This window comes from Psychrobacter sp. ASPA161_6 (assembly GCF_051970285.1).
Classification (GTDB): Bacteria; Pseudomonadota; Gammaproteobacteria; order Pseudomonadales; family Moraxellaceae; genus Psychrobacter; species Psychrobacter glaciei.
Window position 1 is genome coordinate 1414410 of the sequence record NZ_JBEFNJ010000001.1, and the last position, 23599, is coordinate 1438008.

20 protein-coding genes and 1 pseudogene are annotated in these 23599 nt (G+C 40.6%); 3 read left to right on the forward strand and 18 right to left on the reverse strand.

The features are described from left to right. Nucleotides 1–63 precede the first annotated feature (63 nt). The 4 genes from ACTQ9T_RS05905 to ACTQ9T_RS05920 all read right to left on the reverse strand — a co-directional run bounded on the left by ACTQ9T_RS05905 (nucleotide 64) and on the right by ACTQ9T_RS05920 (nucleotide 6536). A complete protein-coding gene (locus tag ACTQ9T_RS05905) occupies nucleotides 64–3213 on the reverse strand; it encodes a tyrosine-type recombinase/integrase (RefSeq protein ID WP_440464409.1) in 3150 nt (1049 codons plus the stop codon). Further along, nucleotides 3206–5518, reverse strand: coding sequence for a hypothetical protein (locus ACTQ9T_RS05910; RefSeq protein WP_440464410.1), 2313 nt, complete (start codon nucleotides 5516–5518; stop codon nucleotides 3206–3208). Before ACTQ9T_RS05910 ends, ACTQ9T_RS05905 begins: the two co-directional genes overlap by 8 nt. Then, nucleotides 5505–5957 (reverse strand): hypothetical protein, encoded by a 453-nt coding sequence (locus tag ACTQ9T_RS05915; RefSeq protein ID WP_440464411.1) that lies wholly within the window; start codon nucleotides 5955–5957, stop codon nucleotides 5505–5507. Before ACTQ9T_RS05915 ends, ACTQ9T_RS05910 begins: the two co-directional genes overlap by 14 nt. Nucleotides 5958–6317: 360 nt before the next feature. Further along, nucleotides 6318–6536 carry a helix-turn-helix domain-containing protein gene (locus ACTQ9T_RS05920; RefSeq protein ID WP_089554762.1) on the reverse strand — a complete coding sequence of 73 codons (219 nt, stop codon included), beginning with the start codon at nucleotides 6534–6536 and terminating at the stop codon, nucleotides 6318–6320. Nucleotides 6537–6786: 250 nt separating this feature from the next. Between ACTQ9T_RS05920 and ACTQ9T_RS05925 the strand changes: the two genes are divergently transcribed. Beyond that, a complete protein-coding gene (locus tag ACTQ9T_RS05925) occupies nucleotides 6787–7107 on the forward strand; it encodes a hypothetical protein (RefSeq protein WP_440464412.1) in 321 nt (106 codons plus the stop codon). A 219-nt stretch (nucleotides 7108–7326) separates the two neighbouring features. Here ACTQ9T_RS05925 and ACTQ9T_RS05930 read toward each other — a convergent pair whose 3' ends face one another. From ACTQ9T_RS05930 to ACTQ9T_RS05955, 6 genes are all read right to left on the reverse strand, one after another. Continuing rightward, complete coding sequence (locus ACTQ9T_RS05930; protein WP_440464413.1) at nucleotides 7327–7947, reverse strand: hypothetical protein; 621 nt, start codon at nucleotides 7945–7947, stop codon at nucleotides 7327–7329. Between the two features lie 18 nt (nucleotides 7948–7965). Then, complete coding sequence (locus ACTQ9T_RS05935; protein WP_440464414.1) at nucleotides 7966–9210, reverse strand: PD-(D/E)XK nuclease family protein; 1245 nt, start codon at nucleotides 9208–9210, stop codon at nucleotides 7966–7968. A gap of 45 nt (nucleotides 9211–9255) precedes the next feature. Then, on the reverse strand, nucleotides 9256–9699 hold the full coding sequence (locus ACTQ9T_RS05940; protein WP_440464415.1) for a DUF1810 domain-containing protein: 444 nt from the start codon (nucleotides 9697–9699) through the stop codon (nucleotides 9256–9258). A gap of 89 nt (nucleotides 9700–9788) precedes the next feature. Continuing rightward, nucleotides 9789–10466 (reverse strand): hypothetical protein, encoded by a 678-nt coding sequence (locus ACTQ9T_RS05945; protein ID WP_440464416.1) that lies wholly within the window; start codon nucleotides 10464–10466, stop codon nucleotides 9789–9791. A 27-nt stretch (nucleotides 10467–10493) separates the two neighbouring features. Next, a complete protein-coding gene (locus ACTQ9T_RS05950) occupies nucleotides 10494–11585 on the reverse strand; it encodes a helix-turn-helix transcriptional regulator (RefSeq protein WP_440464417.1) in 1092 nt (363 codons plus the stop codon). Nucleotides 11586–11708: 123 nt separating this feature from the next. Next, nucleotides 11709–11849: a hypothetical protein gene (locus ACTQ9T_RS05955; protein WP_440464418.1), complete on the reverse strand. Its 141-nt coding sequence runs from the start codon at nucleotides 11847–11849 to the stop codon at nucleotides 11709–11711. Nucleotides 11850–12290: 441 nt separating this feature from the next. Between ACTQ9T_RS05955 and ACTQ9T_RS05960 the strand changes: the two genes are divergently transcribed. Together ACTQ9T_RS05960 and ACTQ9T_RS05965 are read left to right on the forward strand one after the other, a co-directional pair. Further along, the gene (locus ACTQ9T_RS05960; RefSeq protein WP_440464419.1) at nucleotides 12291–12461 is read left to right on the forward strand and encodes a type I restriction-modification system subunit M N-terminal domain-containing protein; all 171 of its coding nucleotides are present in this window, start codon (nucleotides 12291–12293) and stop codon (nucleotides 12459–12461) included. 162 nt (nucleotides 12462–12623) lie between these two features. Continuing rightward, a pseudogene (locus ACTQ9T_RS05965) lies at nucleotides 12624–13427 on the forward strand (HsdM family class I SAM-dependent methyltransferase). 741 nt (nucleotides 13428–14168) lie between these two features. On the opposite strand, the gene ACTQ9T_RS05970 reads toward ACTQ9T_RS05965, so the two are convergent. The 8 genes from ACTQ9T_RS05970 to ACTQ9T_RS06005 form a co-directional block, all read right to left on the reverse strand. Then, on the reverse strand, nucleotides 14169–15623 hold the full coding sequence (locus ACTQ9T_RS05970; RefSeq protein ID WP_440464420.1) for a NosD domain-containing protein: 1455 nt from the start codon (nucleotides 15621–15623) through the stop codon (nucleotides 14169–14171). Nucleotides 15624–15782: 159 nt separating this feature from the next. Beyond that, nucleotides 15783–17390: a benzoylformate decarboxylase gene (mdlC, locus tag ACTQ9T_RS05975; protein ID WP_227680878.1), complete on the reverse strand. Its 1608-nt coding sequence runs from the start codon at nucleotides 17388–17390 to the stop codon at nucleotides 15783–15785. A gap of 123 nt (nucleotides 17391–17513) precedes the next feature. Continuing rightward, on the reverse strand, nucleotides 17514–18560 hold the full coding sequence (locus ACTQ9T_RS05980; RefSeq protein WP_197101021.1) for a TRAP transporter substrate-binding protein: 1047 nt from the start codon (nucleotides 18558–18560) through the stop codon (nucleotides 17514–17516). 139 nt (nucleotides 18561–18699) lie between these two features. Then, a complete protein-coding gene (locus ACTQ9T_RS05985) occupies nucleotides 18700–20154 on the reverse strand; it encodes an aldehyde dehydrogenase family protein (RefSeq protein ID WP_440464421.1) in 1455 nt (484 codons plus the stop codon). Between the two features lie 128 nt (nucleotides 20155–20282). After that, entirely contained in the window at nucleotides 20283–21572 is a 1290-nt protein-coding gene (locus ACTQ9T_RS05990; RefSeq protein WP_440464422.1) for a TRAP transporter large permease, read from the reverse strand. Then, a complete protein-coding gene (locus ACTQ9T_RS05995) occupies nucleotides 21569–22096 on the reverse strand; it encodes a TRAP transporter small permease (RefSeq protein WP_440464423.1) in 528 nt (175 codons plus the stop codon). Before ACTQ9T_RS05995 ends, ACTQ9T_RS05990 begins: the two co-directional genes overlap by 4 nt. A 171-nt stretch (nucleotides 22097–22267) precedes the next feature. Further along, entirely contained in the window at nucleotides 22268–22912 is a 645-nt protein-coding gene (locus ACTQ9T_RS06000; protein ID WP_440464424.1) for a 3-oxoacid CoA-transferase subunit B, read from the reverse strand. Beyond that, nucleotides 22909–23583 carry a 3-oxoacid CoA-transferase subunit A gene (locus ACTQ9T_RS06005; protein ID WP_440464425.1) on the reverse strand — a complete coding sequence of 225 codons (675 nt, stop codon included), beginning with the start codon at nucleotides 23581–23583 and terminating at the stop codon, nucleotides 22909–22911. The genes ACTQ9T_RS06000 and ACTQ9T_RS06005 overlap by 4 nt, the downstream gene beginning before the upstream one ends. Between the last annotated feature and the right edge of the window lie 16 nt (nucleotides 23584–23599).

Sequence of the window (23599 nt, forward strand, 5' to 3'; positions counted from 1 at the left end):
CCCTATAGAAGATACCTTTGTTTGTACCTGAAAGACAATTTTAAGTAAAAAATCACTTTTGCCTTAATATTTAACTAATATCATCATTAAGTAACCCAAATATTTCAGTATACCCGACGAAGCATAATAATCATCCGTCATAGCCAAATTTTTATCAGACCGCCTACGTTTTTTCTGCACTACCCGTACTTCATAACCATGAAACCTCTCACGAGCACCGATACGTATTGAGCCGTCTAGTCCTAGATATTTTTTAATATCTCTTGCTGCTTGCTCACTATGAGCTCTAACTTGCCAATGACTAGCATTGATAAGTTGACAACCTACTGCCATAAAATTCTGTAGCATCTCAATCTGGGTTTCTTTAATGCCAAAATGAATCGATGAGGTATTTAAGTTTTGTTTACCTGTAAATATTTCTACAAACAATTTCAGTCTAGCAGGCTCATCAATTGACATTTGATACGCTCGATCAAACGCTCTAACTAGAACCTCTTGGTTTTTATGTCCCGTTGGCGCACTTAGCCACAATCTATCATCAGTAAAAACCTGACAAGCTCTATCGTAAATTTGTCTAGCTTCGTTTATAGCGATCCCATGCCTTAGTGCAACCTCTGGTAACCGCTCAGCTCTTTTATCAATATTTATGTTTTGTAGCTCTTCTAACAGCGCAATGACATCATAAACTTTAGGATGAATAAATATAGATGATTGAGTATCTACTGCATCATTTTTTATGTTTTGCGGGCAATCTGTATTAGCTGGTGTGCTATTATCGATAAATAAAGACTCTTTGCTTGCAACTTTGCTAATCAAATAGCCACGTATTTTATTGAGACAAATCTGTTTAGTAGTAGCATTATATGCTCTGCCATCTTGTCTATTCACCGTCTGATAACCAATACCTGTCACCATCTCAAATACGGTTATAGACATAGCAAGCTTAGCTTGACTCATTTGCCAACCCGCCAGCAGGTGTGCGGTATGAATGTAGTGCTCGAATGTCGTATCAGGTGTCAGATGCCCAGCAAGACTAGCCAGCCCAAACCATATGCCTTGTTCTTTACTATTAGCAAGAACGGCTTTAACAATAGCGTCACTATGGTATTTCTCATAATCTGTCATCACCTGCGCAAGTGGCGATCCGCTTAACACCAGTGCCAATTGGCTAATGGCGGTATGCCGAAAGCTATGAAAGGTAAAGTCATGATTATTTAATAAGCGATCCCATATTATTTTCATCATATTGCTGAAAAACATAGATGGTAGTGGTTGATCGCCTGACCCTTGTGAGAATAAATAGCGGCGCTTTAGCCTTTTTTGTTGATAATAGAATGCGATGAACGGTTGCAACTCATCAATCTTGAAAAGCTTATCTATCGGTATCACTCGTTTGGCACTACTGCTTTTTAGACGGCGATAGCGGTTGGGTTTGAGAATTATTTTTGGCATTTCAATCACTTTTCCATTAATAAACCCTATATCTACAACGTCGTGAACCTTAATACCAATAATTTCGTTAATTCGCATACCAGTTCGATAAGCAAGCGCTAAAACAGTCAAACAAAGTTGCTTTTGCCCAAAATCTAAATTTGATGACTGAATATAATCTTTCATCGCATGATACACATGCGGTGACACCATCTCAGATTTTACTACCTGCCGATTATTGCCCCATGGAAAATAAACGTAAGGCGCATCAAAGTGCATACGCTGGTGATCGTGAAATGCTTTCAGACGCCCATAAGTAAATTTCTGGCTGTCTTTCATGCGGTCAAGATGAGATAGCTGTTGACCAGTAGCATTGTTATCATTATCTATACCACTAGACGTATCATCAAACTCTGATGACTTGCTCAGCACAGATACCCTGCGGCCATCTTTTACCTTACTCTGAATAATCTGCTCATAAACTTCCTCAAAGTCACTGCCTTCCCACTGATCAACGTCCTCATCCACCGTTACCATCAGCCAGTCGCGGCCAATGCAGCCTACATACTTACTGATAGTATTTAGTCTAATACTAGTATCACCGAGCAACGACAGAGTCCAACTAAGCAAGCGCTGTGCATTGGGCTGGCTAGCGTCTATTTTTAATATTGTGATAGTGGAAATAGCAGCGTTTCTAGTTAGTTTGAGTGCATCTTGTAGCTCTTTGATCAAATTTTTACTAAAGCTTGGATAAGCTGTAGCATCTCTCTTGTCTTGTGATTTTCCTGCCGTCTGATAACTGGCATTAAACAACTCAGACCACTCGAGTGGCTCAGGACTTGGCTTAATGGGCTCTCGGTTATAATGAATAAGTTTCTCAGTCGGTAGCCCCGTGGTTTTTATATCACCTTGTTTTACCACGGTAAGCGCACCATCAATCAAGCTACCTTCTATTTGCCGCCAGTGATAGTTGGCATATTTGATGAGCAGTGAGTGCTGCGGGCGATCGATATCTTTATTGGTAAGTTTAAGCGTTTTTGAGATATCGTTAATTATGGTATTAAATGGCTTTATCTTGGCCGTGTTTAACTCCTTATCCTTTAGAGCATATAAAAAACACAAACTCATATCATCGGGAACATAATCAACAAAACGGTGTAAGCTTTCGCTGTCATCTAGCGTAGTTCCATAATTATCATCACGCACTCTAAGCGGTATTATAGCCAAATATCCTACTCTGCTTTTTTCATCAGTTGCTGGCATGTCAATTTTATACATACGGCGCTCACCAAACAGCCAATCGTATAGCGCTCTTAACACCTCAACATCACTAATACCGCCATACATTATGCTGCAATACAGCACCCCTTCAACCAAGTCGTTTACTGAGAAACGCCGTTTTCGTTGCCAAACTTCTATCATTGTCGCACTACTGTCTGCCACAGCACATCCATTCACAAACCAGTCATAGTTAATGGTCAAGCGCTCACGAGTCGCCAGTATCGGTACCACAGGCTCATTAAGGTATATCTGATGAGCTTTATTATAATCACGAACAAACTCTAAAAACCCGCGACGCGCCAATTGGAAGTTTTGAGCGGTATCGAATGTCCCTTCTAGTAACTGGTTAATCGCTTCATAATGATGCTGCAGCTCACAAGGCGATTGCATAGGATATTGATTGATATATTCTTTAATTAGGGCTTTAGCGTCACGCTTAACACTTTTTTTGGATTCTTCTCTATTAAGCTGTCGCAGTTTATGAGCGCTAATATTATCCATATAGGCGAACCTCAATTTGTTTTAAGTGAAGATCTGTAGCAATCGCATCTATATGAGGACTGAGCTGGTGCAGCTGATTGATAAAGCTTGATGACATCGGATGCATAAATTCTTGATCAGGATGCTCATGACCGTAAAGGGCGCAAATCAGATAATCAGGCACACGCCCTGTAAGCATAGATCTAAGCTGATGACGCAGCCAGTTGTCCTGATGACTAAAAAAGTCTTGCAACTGATAGCGAACGCGGCTTGGCGTAATACTGGCAAAGCCTTTTGGGTTTTTTTGGTAAATTTGAATAAGGGGTTGTTCTGATTGCAAGATGTCATTGATGGGATAAGGCGCTGCTGGACATAATGAATTATAGATAGCGGCAAATTTCTTAATATAAATAATGTAGTTTTGAATAGCCGTTATCAAAAACTTGCTAAGAGGAATGAGCCTGCCATCAGACTGCGCATAACGCTCTTCTTTGTCAGATACCCATAACATGCGCCGCTGAAAGTCAAACTGGTGTAGCAAGCCTGGTGCATGCTTGACTGGGCGAATGCCGGTTTGGATCATAACAATATGCCATAGCCAAATGCTATAACTATTGAACTGCGCAATATAGCGATCCATGTGCGATTTTAGCTTGCCATTAAAGCTCTCGGCACTTGTAGCAAGTTGATTAAAGAACTGCTGGCACATTGTGGTCTTTAGTGCCATATCACTACCAATGTGGCTTCTATGCCCGTTCATCGGTACGCTGCATTCATCTATTAAAAGTGCTTTTTGCTCATCATTGCAGTATTCAGTTATCAGCTCTACCGCTTTTATATAAGTTTGCTCTAGCTCTATCGTTTTAGTGCTGGTGTAATAGAGCGCAGAGCTATGCCTTACATCAACGCCTGTGATCATGTCAGCATGTAGAGGCTGATTAAGCGTATTTTTGATCAGTATAAATAGCCCTGCTTCAATATACTGGGGACTTAATGCTGGCAAGTTAAACTGGTTTTTGGCATAAGAGATAGCGGCTTTAACAATATCGGATGAAGCGGTAATTTTATCCTCGAGCATGGTTTGCAAAGGTTCAGGCAGTGCGCGATAAAAGGTACTGCCGTAGCTTTGTCTGTGGGCAAGCAGATGACTTCGAGTATTGGTCGTCACATCAATCGTAATGGCAATACAACTGATTTTACGGATACGGTCATAAATGAAATACCTCCGTTGACTAAGACTACATTGCCAATCAGTAATGATGCTATCAATACTAAGACCGCTTAACAGTGACAGCAGTAAAATGGCATACCCAGTGCCACTCTCTTTATCAACACTCATAAAGCGTTGCCAAAGCGTGGCAAATAGCATCTGATATCCGGTAATGCTCAGCTGGCGATGATTGGTTGGGAAATGAAATTGATTACGGCGGGCATGTTGATGGTTATTTTTCAATCGCCATTGCTGTAGCTCAGAGGATTTAGCAATTTGTGTGGCTGGCTTAAAGTCATTGTCTAGCAATGGCACTTCGTCGTCATCGGCAATATTTTCAGCGATTGCCACGTTACTGTGCTTTTTTGATTGTTTCGTACTAAACAAGATCTCTTGTAACGGCTCACCATCGATATGTAACACTCTTTTAGTCGCTATTTGAGCAGGCTTTAAGCGTTTAATACTTTTATTATAGGTTTTACCGACAAAGGCTTTATCCTCAATTACCACCTCATAGGCAAGCCTAATTTGCCTAATTTTATTAGCAAGCTGCTTATTGTCCTCGTCTCCTGTTGCCTCACCTTGCTTGATGCTGGCTTCATATTGTTTGATATGGTTCAAACATGTGGATAAACCATCATACTGCACATGAATACGAATCAATTGATTAATAATATCACGTTGTGGATTAAGAGATTTTAGTGCCATACGAATACGAACGCCGAGCTTATCTATTTTGGCGAAATGTTCGTCGTGGCGTGCTGCAATCGTAAACATCACTTTTAAATAGCCACTCATAAATCGCCAAGCATTACTGTTACTATTAACTTTGCCATATGTCTGATAAAAGACAATTAGCATATAGCTGACCGCCCACTCTCCAGTTTTACTTTGCCGAATGATTTGTTTAATCACATCTTTACAGTCTATACCATTAAATTCTGCAAAATTCTCACGTGGTTTTGAATACAACAAACCAATATCATCATCTTGCACCAGACTGATTACATCAATCACGAGCTGACGCATTTGTACGTTATGCGGTGAGTCTGTTGGGATAAGCTTATCCAACATTCGCCTGTCGGTCACATCATCAAATAGTCTAGTTTGACTCATAAGAGGCATCCATCCAACTCATGTTTTTCTGCAATCCCAACATCATCTCATCATTAGCCGCTTTGCCCTGCTGATACTCATAGGTGCTCGGGCTTATACCAGCAAACCTACAATAATTATTCACCGTCAGGCGATCAATATTCATGAGTTCGCAAATAATGCTTTTTGGCGCATTGGTATTTAATGCCTTAAAAAACTCAGGATGGTAAATTCCTCTTGAGAAAGCCAGCTCGACAACCTCACTCCAAGCCAAGCGTTTAATGTCTTGCAAGCTTTCAGCCGCAACCAAGCAAGGCTGACGTAAACTGGTCTCTTCTGTAAGAATCTTATTTATTCGTCTAAACTCGTTAAAAAAATAGTAAGTCGAGTCTTTGCCAGTGATTAAACGTAGAGGTGGTCGATAATAGTCATCCAAGCCACCTATATTTATACCTCTCATTCTTGGCCTAAATTGATGCCATATCAACAATGCCTTTTGCGCATCTTGATGAATAAGCAGATTAGATTTACTAAAAGTTATAAACTTCTGAGTAGGCTTTAGGTGAATATTATTCATTTTAATATAATTAATAGTGAATTATATTAATTATGATATGTTATAACTTATCATTTGTAAACCCTTTAATATCACTGTTGTATTTTTATCTTTGGGCAACTCATATACTGACTCACAACCATTTTTTAGACAAAAAAATACTCTTCAGCCTATTTCTATAAGGGCATGAAGAGTATTTAAACATTTCAATTTTAGTTGGGTGAGGAGGTTAACGTCTTATAGCAATCGACCCTCCTATCAAGCTTAGTTCTCTTCATTCTCATCGGGAACATACTTTAAAACATCCCCTGGAGTGACTTTTAATACTTGGCACAACTTACTCAGGGTATCGAATTCTATGCGAGTTGTCTCATCGTTATAAATTCTATGAAGCGTTGATTTGCTGATGTCTGTCATTCTTACTAAATCTGCAACTCGCAACCTTCTTTCCGCTAAAAGCACTGGTAGATTACATAAAATCACAATAAAATCCTTATTGGTAAGTAAAAAATACTTGCCAGTGACTACTTTTCTGTTAAAATAATACTCGTTGGCAATAACTAAGTTTCCGTCAAAAACTATTTTGTGCTGACTAACGCTTTATTATGTCATAGACTCATCTTGCTGCTCAATAGCTGGCTAACTATGATGGGTGCGACATGTTCGATAGATATAGTTACTATAAAAAGGTGACGCCAATCATAGTTATCGTGTCATTAAAAAGGAGTGCATTATGGGCATCAAGATTGAATGGAGCATGACACGAAAAGCTTGGGACAAGCGAGTCTGTGAGGATTATTGGGCTTATGATCATAAAATCAGCTATGTAGGTTATGTGCGTATGCTCTGTCAAAAACATAATGTCAGCTCATCCATGTTATTTGAAACTATAAGCCAATGCTATGCTTGCTTGGATGATGTTTGCTGTGAGTATTGTGGGAGCGCCTGTCCCATTGAAGTACCTGCTGATATCGCCTATATGCGGGCAAAAGAGAGTTGGTTTTGTGCAGTATGTGAGCATGCTATGTGGAGAAGTGACTTTATGAGCAAATAAATTATAAAGTGTAATGACTATGATAATAAGCCACCCAGCAAATATAGCTAGCTTGGAAAGCAGCAAGTTATAACCATACGTTTAATACGTGTGGTTCTATTCTTTATATTATGCTAGTCATAGATTTGAACCTTTTCCCAATTTGGACTTTATCATCGGTCAAAAAGGCATTTGTATAACCAAATATATCCGTTTGTGTCGTGACATCACATAGCCTACTCAATCCTCAACATATATCGCCTTTAACCGGAAATTATTGAGCTCATCGCTCATATTTGAGCTGTAATAAATAGACACAGCGTCATTAGATAACAACCCTTCAACAGCTTCTGTTACAGAAGCCAAGGATTCCAATGGTAAACTTTGCACGCTCTGCATTCCGACAAATATTCCTTTAGTATTATGAGCTTTTGCAAGTAGACTAATCAGCTTGTTTGTAGCTTCTTTCATAATATCTAATTCAGGCTCACCTGTAGCGCTTGTTTGAACGAACTGGAATGAATTACCACGCTCAAGTAAGTTTATAACATCTACCGCATCTATGCCGATAATAGTGCTTGCAGAAGTTACATCAAGCAGTTCAACTACATCATTTATTTCATCAGGCTGACACTTAATAACTGCTTCTACGATATCTAAGCTTTCATGATCATCTGTTTGTAAGCCTACTAAAATATCAGCCTTTACTTTCTGTTTTAGCTCAAATAGTGCCTGCTCACTCCATTCATCGTTCATAATAAAACAACCAATGATAGCTGGTAGAACACACTCTATTTTTGGTCGATATAAAGCGGCACAGGGGGTGTCATCTACTTGCGAGTTGTCGAGCTGATATTTCATGATTATACTCATTGATAATTAGAAATTTTCATTCAATAAATCGTTTTCATTTAAAATTCTAAAAACCTTATCCATTTCTTCCAAGATTTTATCTGCCATCGTACCTTTGTTTATCATTAACCATGCCTCACTCGAACCTTTCCAATCCTGCGGATCAAAGTAATAGTAAGCAGGCCATTGAGCAGAAGAGCTCACTTTTTTATCAGTCAGCATCGTATTCAGTAACGTTTTCATAGTTTCTGTATGTGGACACGCTTTCGCGGCTTCTACAGAAGTGAACTTAATTCCTAGAATTGGACGATCAAACCCTGCATTATCAAACTCGAAGCAAACCCAACCCATATCATAGCCAGGAATTATGAATCTAACCTGTTCGTATCTTCTGCCCTCGCCGATATAACTAATATCTAATTCGTAATCAGTTTTTTTATATTTTGCTAACAAATCTATTTTTAACTTAGCTATCAGCTCTTTCTTCATTCGATCTACAGTGTTAGATACCTTGATACTGGCATCAATAGTAGCCGCGTTTTTTTTAATAATATCTAAAATTGCATTGTCTTCGTTCATATCTTCTATCCCCATAAACTGTTTCTGAATAAACTTAGTTAGCTGTGCAATAAATTCACTGACACTATGATTTTGGCATTCTACTTGACACGCTTTGAGCCAACCAATCAGATCGCTAAATCTAAGATGACTATATTGATTACCGGTTATCCAACCTTCTAAAGTTGTAGTATCAACGCTATACTCGCTTGGTACGTCATTATCCTCGTTTAAGTACACAAGATGCCAAGGCTTGTGTTTTTTCTTTTCAAGTTCAATAGCATAGTCTTTCATTTGGTCAAGCTGATCTGCTGCATAAGGTTTATTTTCAACACAAATACCGTAGCTGTCATCACCTACCAAACATCTTAAGTAAATATCCATACGACGCTGGGTGTTACTTTTTCCCGTTATTTCTTCAAGAAAAACCTCTGTTTTCTCAAGATTGTTAAGAAAAACCTGCCAGTTATCATTTTTATATATAACAGGCAGACAATGCTCAACAAATAACCTTAAAAAGCCTTCCTGTTGAGCATGACTCCCTTTAGGATCAAGTAGAGCTGCCAAAATACGACTAAGTCCTAATTCATCGGTATTGATATAATCAAAAGTACTGAAGTCTGGAGACAATTGACGGCTATAGAGTGCTTGCGCAGTCTCTAATGCATTAATCTTTTGGCTAACATCGTTTATCAAACTTTGCACGGTACTCATACTCATTTATCCTCTTAAAATCTTATTCAGTTTTGTTTGGCGCTACTATTGACTGCTCAGTTGCTTTAACATTTTTATAGTGTTTAGATCGTAACTGCCTGCGTAGAACTGATATAAAAGCTGCTCAAATATACACTTGTTACCAGCAGCAAAGGCAAATAACGTTAGCGAAGATTGCAGCTTCAGATTGTCCGGTGAACCAAGGATATCTAAAGCGCTTTTATTAGGATGCAACAGCAACAATTCAGCGCACTCTATTAGCCGTGCTCCAAGCATCTCATGCTGCAAATACGCTTTTGCTTGCTCCAGACTCTCTATTGCAAATCGTCGAGACATTTTACTATGCCCTAACCCTTTCACTTGTGGAAAAATAAACCACATCCAATGCGTACGTTTATGCCCTTGGGTCAATTCTTCAATCACTTGTGAATAGATAGTATCTTGAGCTTGGATAAAACCATCAAATAAATCTTTATCTATCGTTGTCATTTTCTGCATTCCTTACGATTTAGTTAATGAGCGTTTGTCTACATGCTGCATTCACAGCGTAGCTCAAGCCATATATAGTCGATACTAGGCTAACCAGCCACATATATCGCGCCCATCCAATAATGGTTAGGTTTATCAATCATCCTATTGCCGTAAAACACTTCTGAATCATCAGAAATCCGACTTTCAACAGCAGTTGTGATACTAAAAAACTCATCAAGAGATAGCTTATGATCACTTTCAATATCAAGCATCATATACTCGATACTAAGACCTTTAGGAATTTGATTAAGTAGCTGATTAACGGCACTCTTTACTTGTTCTGGGTCTGGTATGTCCGTTACCCTAGCCTGTATAAACTTGGCAGGCTTCTCAGCCCCACAGGATTTCTTGATATCATTAACATCTATACCAACTTTATCCCGATCAGATAGTATCGATTCAAATACAGTTGTTACCTGCCCGACTTCATCCGCTTTGCAAATAATAATACCGTCTATAACCTCGAATCTATCAATGTGCTTATCTGTGGTTTGTAGCGCAAACAATGTGCCCAAACCTGTTTGCTGTTTTAACGCTAGTAGTGACTGTTCATCCCAGCCATTTTCTATAACAATAAACCCAACCTCAGACAGGCGATAGCTATCTGCTTGTGGCCTATATAAAGTAGTTAAAGGTATGGGCTTTATCTGAAGCTCATCATTACACTCTTCGTTAATATCGTTTTTTAGAGCCTGTTTATCTTCAAAGATACTATCTACTGTCATACCTGGTTCCTCTTTAAAGTGAAATCATTAATTACTGTTATAAAGCTGCATCCCACTTTCTAGGCGCTCAAGAATAACTGCCCTTAGCGCCAATGGTTCAATCACTACAGACAATTGCGACATACTTACTAGCCAATCTTGCAGACGAGTAGTATTAGCAACTGTAGCGCTGACTTGATTCCAAGTATCATCGATAATAGTAATTTGCTGATCTATCGATAATGGGCGTTCATAAAGATGCTGACAGGCATACCTTTGCACCTTTAAAATCAATTTAATTTGGGTATCGTCGGTCGGCTCTAACCTACCTAGTTTGCGCAGATTCTGTAATGACAAGGCATCTCTCCCTACCCAGTCAGGTAATGGCTTATCTATGACTACTGCCTCGGTAATACGGTTGACCGCAAAGTTGCGATGCGCTTTTAACAACTGCTTATCATCAATATGATCATCTACCGGATTAAAGCCTGTGAGATAGATCATATTGTCAATAAAGATCAATCCTTTGGGATACACCACTCTTACAGCTGGCTGCCCTTCCCATTTATTTTGATAGACTATCCGTAATTGACGATTCTGTAGCAAAGCTTGATGAATACTGCCAAACACCTTACTATCAAGATTTGGCGCTTGCACAATACTAGGCAAGGTGACGAGATGATCTTGCCATTGCCCTAGTGGACTTTGATGAAAGTTATCTTTATCTTGGCGACGTAATTGAGTGAGCTTGTCTGTGATTGCTTGTTTAAAAGAAAATGGTAAATAGTTTGCAGTATATTTATCCAGCATCTCCCAAAAGAATACCGTTTGCTCGTTAATGACATCGATACTAAAGCTCGGTTCAATGTAGAACCGTGCCGTCTTGCCACTGATATTCTTGCCCCATGCTGGCACCCGAATTAATGCGTCACTATAGAAAATATCGTTAAAGACTTGGTTTAAGCCAATCAGATCGTTCTCTAAGTTTTTACGCTCATTTGTATAATTATCAGGATCATAACCGTAGTTTTGCATAAGCTCTGTCAGTGACACAGCATCAGCTTCACTTCGAGGAAGGCTTTGATATAAAGCAAATAGACGTGCTGACTTTGTATAGCTGGCGATTGGATGTGCAGGCATAGTAGCTTCTCTATTGGACTGATGAAGTAATCAACTCATTATTAAAATACAGGCTGAATCAAAACGAACCAAAATCGCAGTGTTATTATCATAAGCATTGCCATCTGAGTCATACACTTGATGCTAAAGCGTCTGTAGCCAATCATTGCTCGGTACTAAATCATGAATGCCGTCACTACAAATTTCGAGACTAAATGCAATACCACAGACTTGGGCTATTGTTTCAGTAAGAGGTTCATATTCATCACTTAAAGTAGCTGTCATATTCATTCGCTTATTGTTTATTATCATTAAGACAATTATAGTGGACTACCTAGTAATTTATTTTCTAGGTTATTTATTATTATAAACCTCATAGATTATCCCAAAACAATAGTTAGCTTTGATTGTTGTTAGGTCTAAGGGTATATCGCTAGCAAAGATAAATTAATCTATATACTATAGTCTAATCTTTCACTCCTACTTATAAGTCATCAACACGTTAGACCTGCCATAAAAACAATAAAATACTCACTCTTGCTGATTATTGTAGATTTATCAAAATCTATTACTCAGGTGAAAATACTAAAGTTTTCGGGGGTACGTTGTTATCAACTTTAATAGGACAGAGAGTCAATTGTTTAATACACCCTAGTACTAAAAATTGATAATAAGCGCCGTCTTATATAGCTTGGCGAATTTTTTATTTTTCAAAGAAATACTCAGGTGGCTTGGGAAATATTGGGGTTTGATGCCGGCGACTACAAGCAGTATATCTTTCCTTTACTATTCTTTAAGCGTATCTCCGATGTGTACGATGAAGAGTTTGAAAAGGCATTGGCTGAATCAGACGGAGATATGGAATACGCAGCCTTTGCTGAAAACCATCATTTCTAGATTCCAGAAGGTGCGCGCTGGTAAGACGTTCGTGAAACTACGGTTAACATTGGTCAAGCATTGCAAAGCGCCATGCGTGCGATTGAGCAAGCCAACCCTGATACCTTGCATGGTATCTTCGGTGATGCCAGCTGGACCAACAAAGAGCGTCTATCTGATGCAATGCTCACGAACCTTATTGAGCATTACTCGCAGCACACACTTAATTTAGCCAATGTGCCTGATGATAAGCTAGGCAATGCCTACGAATATCTGATTAAAGAATTTGCCGATGACAGTGGTCATACTGCGGCTGAGTTTTATACCAACCGTACCGTAGTAAAGCTGATGACCATGATTATGGACCCGCAGCCAGGTGAATCAGCCTACGACCCTACTTGTGGCTCTGGTGGATTATTGCTTAACTGTGCGCTGCATTTAAAGGATGAAGGCAAAGAATACCGCACGCTAAAACTTTACGGCCAAGAGATTAACCTGCTTACCTCTGCCATTGCCCGCATGAATATGTTTATGCATGGTATTGAAGAGTTTGAAATTGTGCGTGGCGATACCTTAGCCAATCCAGGCTTAATAGAAAACGGTGAGCTGAAGAAGTTTAATGTGATATTAGCGAATCCGCCCTACTCGATTAAGTCTTGGGACAGACAGTCCTTTGAAAACAACCCTTATGGTAGAAATATCTGGGGCACACCGCCACAAGGGTGTGCTGACTATGCATTCCAACAGCACATTCAAAAAAGCTTAGACCTCGATGATGGCCGTTCTATTTCATTATAGCCGCACGGTATCTTGTTTCGTGATTCAGAAGCAGAAATGCGTCGTAAAATGATCGAGCAAGACTTGGCAGAATGCGTTATTGGTCTTGGTCCAAACTTATTCTATAACTCTTCAATGGTATCTTGCTTATTAATTACCAGAAATAATAAACCAGCCTCTCGTAAAGGTAAGATACTATTTATACTGTAGTGGTCAACTAATTTAGGACACCTGATAAGAGGTTTTGATTAAAGTAACATCTTTCTTTTTCAGCCGGCGTTAGAATCGGTGTGAATACAATGACGTGGCTAGTTTTATAGTCTATCTATGCTGAAAATTGAGATTAATACTAGAAATAGTTAACGTTGAAGTAGATCAAATTCTTATTAAGACTATAACTTATTAGATAGTAAATCCTTCCATATTGTGGTGTTTAAAATATCATCAATATGTGCATATGCCATGGATCAATCTTACTCTGGCAATTCGGAAAAGCTCTATATGCTATTATTTGTATAGTGTAGAGGGCTAGGTTATGAAACTTGCTTTTCTTAGGTGACGCTATTAATACCAGGGTTTGATATTTCATAGCTTGAAAGGCTTTATCGATCACATATTTTTATCTAGGTAAGGAGCTTAATATTGGGGTTTGACTATACATCAAGTTACTAATAATCAGATTTATCGGGTTTCTTTGTAAAAATAGGGTTTAAATCAGTTTTAATTTAATATTTTTATAAAATATATTGGGAGCCAAAGATTTTTATGTCAAAGAACTTAGAAGTTCAATACATCTTAAAGATATGAGAGTAATGCTCTACCCTCAAAATACAAAAAAGCATTTCAAGATTTATAATTAATAGCTTGAAATGCCTTGAAAACCGTGAATTTTACCTAGGTGAGAGCTTTCATACCAAAGCTTATAATAGTTTCTAAGTAAAAAATACGACATTAAGGAACAACTACAGCAGGACTCAGTTCAGAAGTTGCACCTAGGTGATTAGTTAATGTGGCTGTAACTGTTGCTACGCCCGTTATAGTCTTCCAAGACACCTTTGCTTTTCCTCTAGCATTGGTTACTACCATTTTTGATCCAAGATACTGTTCGGCCTCTTGAAAACCTGCCCGACTATTAGCAAAAAATTCTAGCTGATAACGCTGGTTTGGCTGTGCCTTAATCTCTGCCACAATATCCCCTTTACTTACACTTAATTTCGGTGTTTGAATTGCTTGATTGGGAATACTATTACAATTATCCTTATCTGACTTAGCACAAGTTTTTTGAAGATTCGCACCTTCAATTACTACACCACCACCACGAGACCCAATAAAATCAGCATGCTCCAATCCAGGAACATCAAAGATAATTGCGCCTAAATTTTGGTTAAGCACACAAGAACCACCCGCTTCGCAACGTTTAATATCCTTACTATTGTCCCAAATTAAATTTTTAGTTAAAGTAGTACGTGCGCTACTATCTTTTTCTGAGCGTATTGCTATACCTATACGGTTACCATGCACTTTATTACTATCAATAATATTACCATCACCCGATAAATTGAATCCAATTGAATTGTTGGTTAGTTCATTATATGCGATGTAATTGCGTTTTCCCCAGTTAATTTGCAACCCATCAGAATAATTTTCAAACTTATTACCAACTACAGTGTTATCGTTGCCCCACAAAATCTCAACACCTTGCGAAGGCTCTGGATTAGATTTAGTGGAAGTAAAAACATTGTTTGCCACAAGATTAAACGCAGCACCACGTGTGAGCTCTAAACCGTCACCGTTATCAATAAATAAGTTATCTAACACTTTATTGTTGATAGTTGTCGTTGAGGTGGGATTACCTTGACCATCATCACCAGTAAGCATCACACCAGAACCACCATAATTATTACTTATGCGATTGTGTTGAACTAAATTATTACTTGAACGATTAATTAGCACACCAATACAGAAACGATGGATATCTAAACCTTTTAACGTCACATCGTCAACATCTTGTATAACCAATCCTGGTAATGTCGTAGTACGTACATTTGTTCCATATTGTTTAGGATTAGCTCCTGGACACGCTTTCGCACCTTCGCCTTTGATATATTGCGAACCATCAATTGCAATATACTCTCCTGTTTTAGCCCATTCCGTTCCAATAATTTTCACTGAGGATTTTATTGGTGGCAATGGTTTACTAGCTTTAATTATATAAGGTGCTCTACCAACAGCTTGGATTAAGATCTCATTTCCTTGTGTGTTGTTAGTATTAGACTGTTCAATTGCCCAGCGTAGTGTTCCTTGTGAATTATCATCAGCATAATTATTAACTATATATGTATCAGCTTGTACAAGACTGCTAAAACTTAAGGCAATGATACCTAATACTGGAATAACATTCTTCATTTCTATCTCCTTATCAATGAATTATTATTTCTTGATGGTTTTAAGTTTATCCACCTAACTCAAGTAATCCAAAAAACCTTTCACACTCATATTTATATAAATATAAGTCTAAAATCATACTTTTTTATTGAATGGAACTCACAGCATCACAAATAGCTGCTAAATATTACCGGTATCTGCATCAACAATGATTTCTAATAGATAACAACCCGATGTATTGACTGCTTTATGGATTGCTTCGGGCAGATTTTCGTGCTCTTTGATACGAGCACCTTCACACCCCATACTATTAGCCAATTGAACAAAATCGATATTGGGCAAATCGAGCCCTGGTACAGACTGACTCTTCATGATTTTGCCAAAAGAATGCATGGCGCCATACCCGAAATTGTTTAGCACAATAAATGTCACTGGCAAATTCAACTGCGCAGCCGTCCAAACAGCTTGAATGGAATACATAGAAGACCCATCACCAATTAAGCACACAACCCGTTTATTGGTGGATAATGCGACTCCTACTGATGCCGGTAATGCATAGCCAAGACCGCCACTAGACATCGTAAAAAACCCTTGCGCTTGTGTAATGGGTAAAAAACGTTGAATGACAGATCGGTGAGAAGGCGCTTCTTCGACGATGATAGAGTCAGATGATCGTGCATGTGACAGTAGATCAATGGCATATTCCACTGGAATAGGGGTTGCGCCCATTACCTTGGGCGTAGCAGGACGCAGCGGCGTGACAAATTTGTCACTCTGAGAATCAGATAAAGGAAAGATTTTATCCAACATGGCACTAATACTGTGATTGATTGAACCGAATAAAGTGGTGGTTGCCGATGCAAATGCCGCATATTTTGGGTCATCGGTAATTTGATATATTTTGACTGCTGAATCAAATATCGTCACATCTCCTGCAATGTGTAGCGTAAACACAGGGGCGCCAATCACCAGAATCACATCATACCCAGACAGTTTTTCTGACAGATGCGCAGGAAGCGCAGGCAAAAACCCTGCAAACTGAGGGTGGTCTTCTGGAAAACTGGCTCGACTCGAATACGGTGCTGCCCAAACGTGTGCTTGTAGCCGCTCAGCCAGTTTAACAGCAGTATCAAATGCGCCCTGCCTATCGACATCTGCACCAACAACTATGGCTAAATTTTGACTGTTTTTGAGTACCTCTAACAGCTGATCAATGGCTGCCGCCGTTGGTATTGTGCCCTCAATCACTTTTGAGTAATGAGGCATATAGGTTGTTTTGTCCCAGTCATCAGAGGGTATCGATACAAAGGTTGGACCACGTGGATGCTGCATTGCAATATGATACGCTTGAGCGATTGCCAATGGCACATCCTCAGGACGCGCAGGCTCGATACTCCATTTAACATACGGTTTTGGAAAGTCGGCAGCGTGATCTGCGCCAAGATAAGGCGCAAATGGTAAGATGCTACGAGATTGCTGGCCTGCCGTTATGACCAAAGGTGTGTGATTTCGATATGCTGTGAATATATTTCCTAAGGCATGGCCAACCCCTACTGCTGAGTGCAGATTGACAAAAGCGGCATTACCAGATGCTTGAGCATAGCCATCGGCCATCGCCACAACAGATGACTCCTGTAAGGCCAATATGTATTCAAAATCTTCAGGAAAATCATTCAAAAAATTAAGCTCAGTAGAGCCGGGATTACCAAATACTTTTGTCATATTAAGTTCACGCATCAAACGAAACGTCACTTGTTGTACAGTATCTGTATGCTGCATAGAAGACATAAAAGACATCCTTGTCACTAATTGCTTATTGCTAAGCGTTGATTGTCAAAATTGTTAATACTAAGGTCTGTTGAATATTTGACTGCTTTACAGACCCTACTATCGGAGCAAGTGACCTAGCCATTAAGACTGACAAGCGGCACTAGCTTTTATAGTTTTTTGATAAGCTGTTTGAGCGTCCAAACCCAGCTTGGCAAGATCTGTTAAATATTTTTGTGTGCCCGCTTCTAAAGGTTTTTTCCATTCAGGATTTTCTAGTGGATTGGGGATATCTATGATTGAATCGCCCTTAGCTTTGGCTTCAGCCATATATCTTGCGTCATCTTCATCAAACACCTTGCCAGCTATTTTGGCCATCGCCGCACCCGAATTATTATCGATGACTTTTTTAAGATCATCTGGCAAGCTTTCATATTTATTTTTATTCATGGTCACAACAATCGGCGAGCTATAAAAAGGGATGTTGGTATGAGTGTTGGTTATCTCTGTCAACTTAAAGGAACCCATAGCATCCCAAGGCAAGCTTATGCCGTCCAATACACCCCGCTGCAAAGAGGTGTAAAGATCGGTCACTGGCAACCCCACTGGCGTGCCACCTGCCGCGTCAATGATATTGCCCGTTATGGCTGAAGGACCTCGAATACGCATCCCGGCTAAGTCATCTGGTGTGCGAATTGGCTTGTCAACCGTGTGAAAACCACCAGGTCCGGTACCCATCATGAACAACACATGAGTGTCTTCATACTCACTTGCAATCACACCATCGTCATATAGATTATGGAGCATACAGTTTAGTTGTGTTGCCGAGTTTGAGAGTCCTGGCAACTCAGAAATTTGAGTCAATGGAAAGCGGCCATTGGTATAGCCTTGGAGCGTAGACCCAATATCGACCACACCATTGGCAACCGCATCATAGGTTGCGTTTGGTTTACTGAGTGTTGCAGAAGGAAATATCTCAATTTTAATTTTTCCTTTAGAGTCTGCCTCTACTTTTTTTGCCCAGTATTCAAATATTTCTGTGTTTGTGGTCGAGGTGGCTGGCCAAAAATGTGAAAAACGTAGGGTTGTGACTTCTTGAGCACTTTGTGTGGCGCTATCACTTGAATTTGAACAACCTGTAATACCGATGACAGCGGCAACTATCAAACTCAATGAAATTTTTTTGCCCATGATAAATTCCTTTTTGATGGTAGACAATTATTATGATAGATAAATGGGCATAGCTTCCAATCTATGCCATTCTCATATGTCTGAATGATTGGTAATAATAACAATCATGTATATGTTAAAAGTCAATTGTTAATAATCACTAAACCGGATATGGACGCTGTTCCGTTTGTACCGACACCCATTGATAAGTCGTGAACTCATCGAAGGTGATATGACGACCGAAGCGGCCCACCCCTGATGCTTTTTCACCACCAAAAGCAACGCGCGGCTCATCATTGACACTTTGATCATTAATATGAACCATGCCTGTGCGCCATCCTGCCGCAAACCTTTGTGCTCGGGAGATATCTGCAGAATGCACAGCACCGCTCAATCCAGCATCGGTGTTGTTTGCTAAGCGTAAGGCATCAGCATCGCCTTTATGTGAAATCAACGTAACCACAGGGCCAAACATTTCTGTACGTGCAGAATAAACGTCATTACTGCCCTTTAGAACATATGGATAAACGAGCGCACCGTCACGCTCACCTTCAAGAAGTATCTCAGCACCTTCTTGCACTGCTTGTTGTACGGCCTGCTCTACCCGCACAGCTTCGCGCTCATCAATCAAAGGCCCCACCAACACATCAGGTCTTGATGGGTCACCAACGTTCAGTCCTCTTGTATATTCGACAAACTTTTCGGCAAACGCATCAAAGATAGACTCATGAACAATGACACGGTTCACTGACATACAAATCTGACCACTGTGTAAGAACCGACCAAAGACTGCAGAACGTGCCGCATAATCAATATCGGCATCGTCAAGCACTACAAAGGCATTATTGCCACCAAGCTCTAAAATAGAACGCTTGATTTCACGACCAGTCATCTCTCCTATGCGCTGACCAACCTCAGTAGAGCCAGTGAACGAAATCACACGAGGAATCGGGTGTGTATATAGCGCATCGCCAATCTCAGAGGTTTTTGGCACAACCACTGTCAACACACCTGCGGGCAAGCCTGCCTCTTCGAAGATTTTGGCCAGTAAGATACCGCCAGTAATGGGTGTGGTAGAGGCAGGCTTTAATAATACGGTGTTGCCACTTGCCAAGGCCGTGACTACCGATCGCATGGCTAAAAACATTGGAAAATTAAAGGGTCCAATGACCGTTACCACACCTACTGGCTTACGAATAATGTGGTTGAACTTATTGGGAATGGCTGAGCGTGCAACCGTAGTTTCTAATAAAAACGGATACTCGGCGGCCACTTTAATAACCCCAATACAGGCATCAATCTCGATATTGGCTTTTATCACGGTAGAACCGGACTCACGCACCAGCAAGTCAACCAACTCGTCTCGGCGATTGCTTATTACTTTTGCCGCTTGCTCAACAATCTGGCTTACAGCATAAGGGTTGGTCTGACACCAGTCTTGCTGTGCTTGCTCTAGTGCCTCATAAGACTCATTAATATCATCTAAGCTGGCAGCTTTAAACGTGGCGATATCTTCACCAGTGAACGGGTTACTCGTGACAATGCTGTGGCTCGACCTGCCATCACGCCACTCACCAGCCATATAATGATAATGTAAATCAGTATAGTTGGACATATAAATTCCTTATTAAAAACAATAACCTAACCAGCGTATTACTATTGCAGCACAAACAGCTTTTGCTTGATGTTCAGCATAATCATACGCTGTGTCATGAATCATGCGAGGTGCTCAGACAACAAAGTCTAGCTCAAAAGCACCAAAGATATCGCTGGAAAAGCGATTAAAACCACCAGTCGAACCAAGTCCGATACAATAAAGGGGGCAACGCCGCGAAACATATCAGCGAGCTTTATGTGCGGTGCAGCCGCCTTAATCACAAAAATATTCATGCCCATTGGCGGGGTAATCAACCCAAGCTCTACTGTCAATACGGCAATAATACCGAACCAAACTGGGTCAAATCCCAATGCCAAAATAATTGGGTATACCACAGGAATAGTAATCACCAACATAGCCAAGGCATCCATAAACAGCCCAAGCACAAAGTACATGAACAAAATACAGATCAAAACGACCATAGGACTAACGGCCAAACCACCAATCCACGATGCCAATGTATTGGACATCTGCGACACAGAAATAAAATAACCCAGCGCTTCTGCACCCAGCAGCATAAAGAACACGACTGCAGATAAGGCCAAGGTTTCTGTTAACGAACGCTTTAGCCCCTCAAGTCTCATGCCTTTAACAAAGGCATAACCCCAAGCAGCAAATGCGCCAACCGCAGCCCCTTCAGTGGGCGTAAACATACCAAAGAAGATACCAGCAATAATGACGATGAAAATAAAACTAAAAGGTATAAGACCCGTTAATGACAGTATTTTGGCTTTCCATGGCGTTCGTTCACCGCGGGGTGCCAAATGCGGCTTCCAGCGCACCATAATCATGACAGTGATTGAATACATGACCATGCCCAAAATACCAGGCAAAAACCCAGCGATAAACATGTCACCGACTGACTGTTGCGTTAAAATCGCATAAACCAGTAAAGCAATACTGGGTGGAATCATGATTCCCAACGTCCCACCTGCGGCCAAAACCCCACAAGCAAAGCCTGGCTGATAACCGTATTTTTCCATTTGCGGCAATGCCACTCGCGCCATTGTCGATGCGGTCGCTAAAGATGACCCTGAAATCGAGGCAAAGATACCCGATGAGCCAATACCAGCAATACCAAGGCTGCCTCTAACACCACCAAAAATAGTTCGTGTTGAATCAAAAAGCTTACTTGCCATACCCGAATGTGTCGCAAACACGCCCATCAAAATGAACAGAGGAATGGCACTAAAATCATATTTTGCCAACACGTCAACAGGGACGTCTTTTAGCATCTGTAGGGCACCACTTGGCGCAGTCACAGCACCAAATCCTACTAACCCAACGCCTAGCATGGCAAGTGCCACTGGCACTCGTAACATCACCATCACAATCATGCACAACAAACCGATCGCACCAATAATTTCTGGACTCATGCGCCTGTCTCCTCGGCGTCATAAAACTCGCCCGTTTTAAAAATAGTAATAGATTCGATAAGTGCACGAATGGCGAGTAAAAGACTCAAAAAGGCACTGATAAGATAGATGGGCATCATAGAGACTCGAAGGTCTTGCGTTACCTTGCCGTACTCTAGCGCATCAAAAGCACTCTCATAGAGCCCCCATGCAAACACGAGACCTATCAAGAAAAACCCCATCATAAAAGTGCCCATCATGTAGCCTTTGATAGACTGCAGCATTTTTTGGGTAAAAATATCAACAATGATTTGAGAACGTTCGACATAAGCGGCAAAAGCGGCCAATAAAGAAAACAGCATGAAATAAGAGACAATCTCTACGCTGCCCTTCACCGTGAACCCAACCTCACCACCAGTGAGCTTGAACACATAGCGAGTCACCACGTCTATCATAGTGGCCAAGACAATGATAATAAGACTGATGCCGCCAATAAATTGACATAACTTAGAGATTCCCTGACTGAGCTTTACTAAAGGTGTCATTTGATACCTCCTAGCTCGCTAAGTACTGCCATGCTATGGCCAGAGAAATTAGAGATCGCAGGCAATAGCGCCTGCACCCCTCTAAAAGAGAGATGATGATTCATCATTGAGTCCTTTCTTGATGGGTAAATACTTTTATATTGGTAGACTGTAATCGCGGGGTTTTTGGTACTAACCTATGAGCTTCGCACCTGTTTTGGCTTGTAGCGCATCAAAGGTCAGACCTGCGACCATCTCACGGACAACCAAGCCTTGCTCAGTCACATCAATGACGGCCAAATCGGTATAGATTCGATTGACACATCGTTCACCTGTGATAGGTAATTTGAGAGTCTTAACAATTTTTGGCTCACCATTTTTGCTGACATGATCCATGATGACGTAAACTTGTTTGGCACCAACGGCCAAATCCATAGCGCCACCAACAGCCGGAATGTCATTTTCTCGACCCAAAAACCAATTGGCAATATCACCGTTTTCAGCAACTTCAAACGCGCCCAGCACACACAAATCAATGTGGCCACCTCGTATCATGGCAAAAGAGTCACCATGATGAAAATAACTACCGCCTTTAAGCAAGGTTATGTATTGCTTACCTGCATTAATTAGATCACCATCCTCTTGACCCTCTTCAGGGGCAGGGCCCATGCCCAAAACACCGTTTTCACTATGCAAAAAGATATCTTTGTCCTTTGGTAAAAAGTCAGCCACTCGGGTTGGTTGGCCAATACCTAGATTGACATACATTCCCTCTTTGATATCTTGGGCAACGCACTGAGCAATCTCATCAACGGAACGCGGTTTATACTCACTCATGATACTTCTCCTTGAATACAAATGACTTCGTGTACAAAGATACCTGGGGTAACGATGTGTTCAGGGTCAAGTGCGCCCAGTTCTACCACTTCACTGACTTGAGCAATCGTGTGGTTAGAAGCCGCCGCCATAATGGGGCCAAAATTACGTGCCGCTTTTCGATATGTTAAATTGCCCCAGCGGTCTCCCTTAAAAGCTTTGATAAGGGAAAAATCTGCTTTGATGGGGTATTCTAATACATAGTTTTTACCATCAATAACCCGAGTCTCTTTGCCCTCGGCCAGCAGTGTTCCGAATGCGGTTGGTGTGTATATTGCGCCAAGGCCGCTGCCTCCAGCTTGCATGCGGGCCGCCAATGTGCCTTGCGGCACTACTTCTAGCTCAATTTTACCTGCTCGGTATAGACCATCAAAAATATGTGAGTCGTGCTGGCGCGGAAAAGAGCAGATGATTTTTTGTACACAGCCTGATTTTAGTAATAAGGCCAATCCTGTTTCACCGTTACCTGCGTTGTTACTCACAATTGTTAGATTTTTAGCATTACGGGCAATCAGCGCATCAATCAATTGTGCGGGCTGACCAGCCAAACCAAAACCACCGATCAAAATGGTTGCCCCATCGTTGATATTACTCATGGCTTCGATGGCAGAATCTGTCACTTTATTTAACATTGCATCATCCTATATA

Coding starts and splice junctions, on each gene's coding strand:
- ACTQ9T_RS05990 (WP_440464422.1), bottom strand. CDS start 21,572: ATGAGTCCAGAAATTATTGGTGCGATCGGTTTGTTGTGCATGATTGTG.
- ACTQ9T_RS05915 (WP_440464411.1), bottom strand. CDS start 5,957: ATGAGAGGTATAAATATAGGTGGCTTGGATGACTATTATCGACCACCT.
- ACTQ9T_RS05950 (WP_440464417.1), bottom strand. CDS start 11,585: ATGCCTGCACATCCAATCGCCAGCTATACAAAGTCAGCACGTCTATTT.
- mdlC (WP_227680878.1), bottom strand. CDS start 17,390: ATGTCTTCTATGCAGCATACAGATACTGTACAACAAGTGACGTTTCGT.
- ACTQ9T_RS05985 (WP_440464421.1), bottom strand. CDS start 20,154: ATGTCCAACTATACTGATTTACATTATCATTATATGGCTGGTGAGTGG.
- ACTQ9T_RS05910 (WP_440464410.1), bottom strand. CDS start 5,518: ATGAGTCAAACTAGACTATTTGATGATGTGACCGACAGGCGAATGTTG.
- ACTQ9T_RS05945 (WP_440464416.1), bottom strand. CDS start 10,466: ATGACAGTAGATAGTATCTTTGAAGATAAACAGGCTCTAAAAAACGAT.
- ACTQ9T_RS05940 (WP_440464415.1), bottom strand. CDS start 9,699: ATGACAACGATAGATAAAGATTTATTTGATGGTTTTATCCAAGCTCAA.
- ACTQ9T_RS05905 (WP_440464409.1), bottom strand. CDS start 3,213: ATGGATAATATTAGCGCTCATAAACTGCGACAGCTTAATAGAGAAGAA.
- ACTQ9T_RS05930 (WP_440464413.1), bottom strand. CDS start 7,947: ATGAAATATCAGCTCGACAACTCGCAAGTAGATGACACCCCCTGTGCC.
- ACTQ9T_RS05995 (WP_440464423.1), bottom strand. CDS start 22,096: ATGACACCTTTAGTAAAGCTCAGTCAGGGAATCTCTAAGTTATGTCAA.
- ACTQ9T_RS05925 (WP_440464412.1), top strand. CDS start 6,787: ATGGGCATCAAGATTGAATGGAGCATGACACGAAAAGCTTGGGACAAG.
- ACTQ9T_RS06005 (WP_440464425.1), bottom strand. CDS start 23,583: ATGTTAAATAAAGTGACAGATTCTGCCATCGAAGCCATGAGTAATATC.
- ACTQ9T_RS05980 (WP_197101021.1), bottom strand. CDS start 18,560: ATGGGCAAAAAAATTTCATTGAGTTTGATAGTTGCCGCTGTCATCGGT.
- ACTQ9T_RS06000 (WP_440464424.1), bottom strand. CDS start 22,912: ATGAGTGAGTATAAACCGCGTTCCGTTGATGAGATTGCTCAGTGCGTT.
- ACTQ9T_RS05955 (WP_440464418.1), bottom strand. CDS start 11,849: ATGACAGCTACTTTAAGTGATGAATATGAACCTCTTACTGAAACAATA.
- ACTQ9T_RS05935 (WP_440464414.1), bottom strand. CDS start 9,210: ATGAGTACCGTGCAAAGTTTGATAAACGATGTTAGCCAAAAGATTAAT.
- ACTQ9T_RS05970 (WP_440464420.1), bottom strand. CDS start 15,623: ATGAAGAATGTTATTCCAGTATTAGGTATCATTGCCTTAAGTTTTAGC.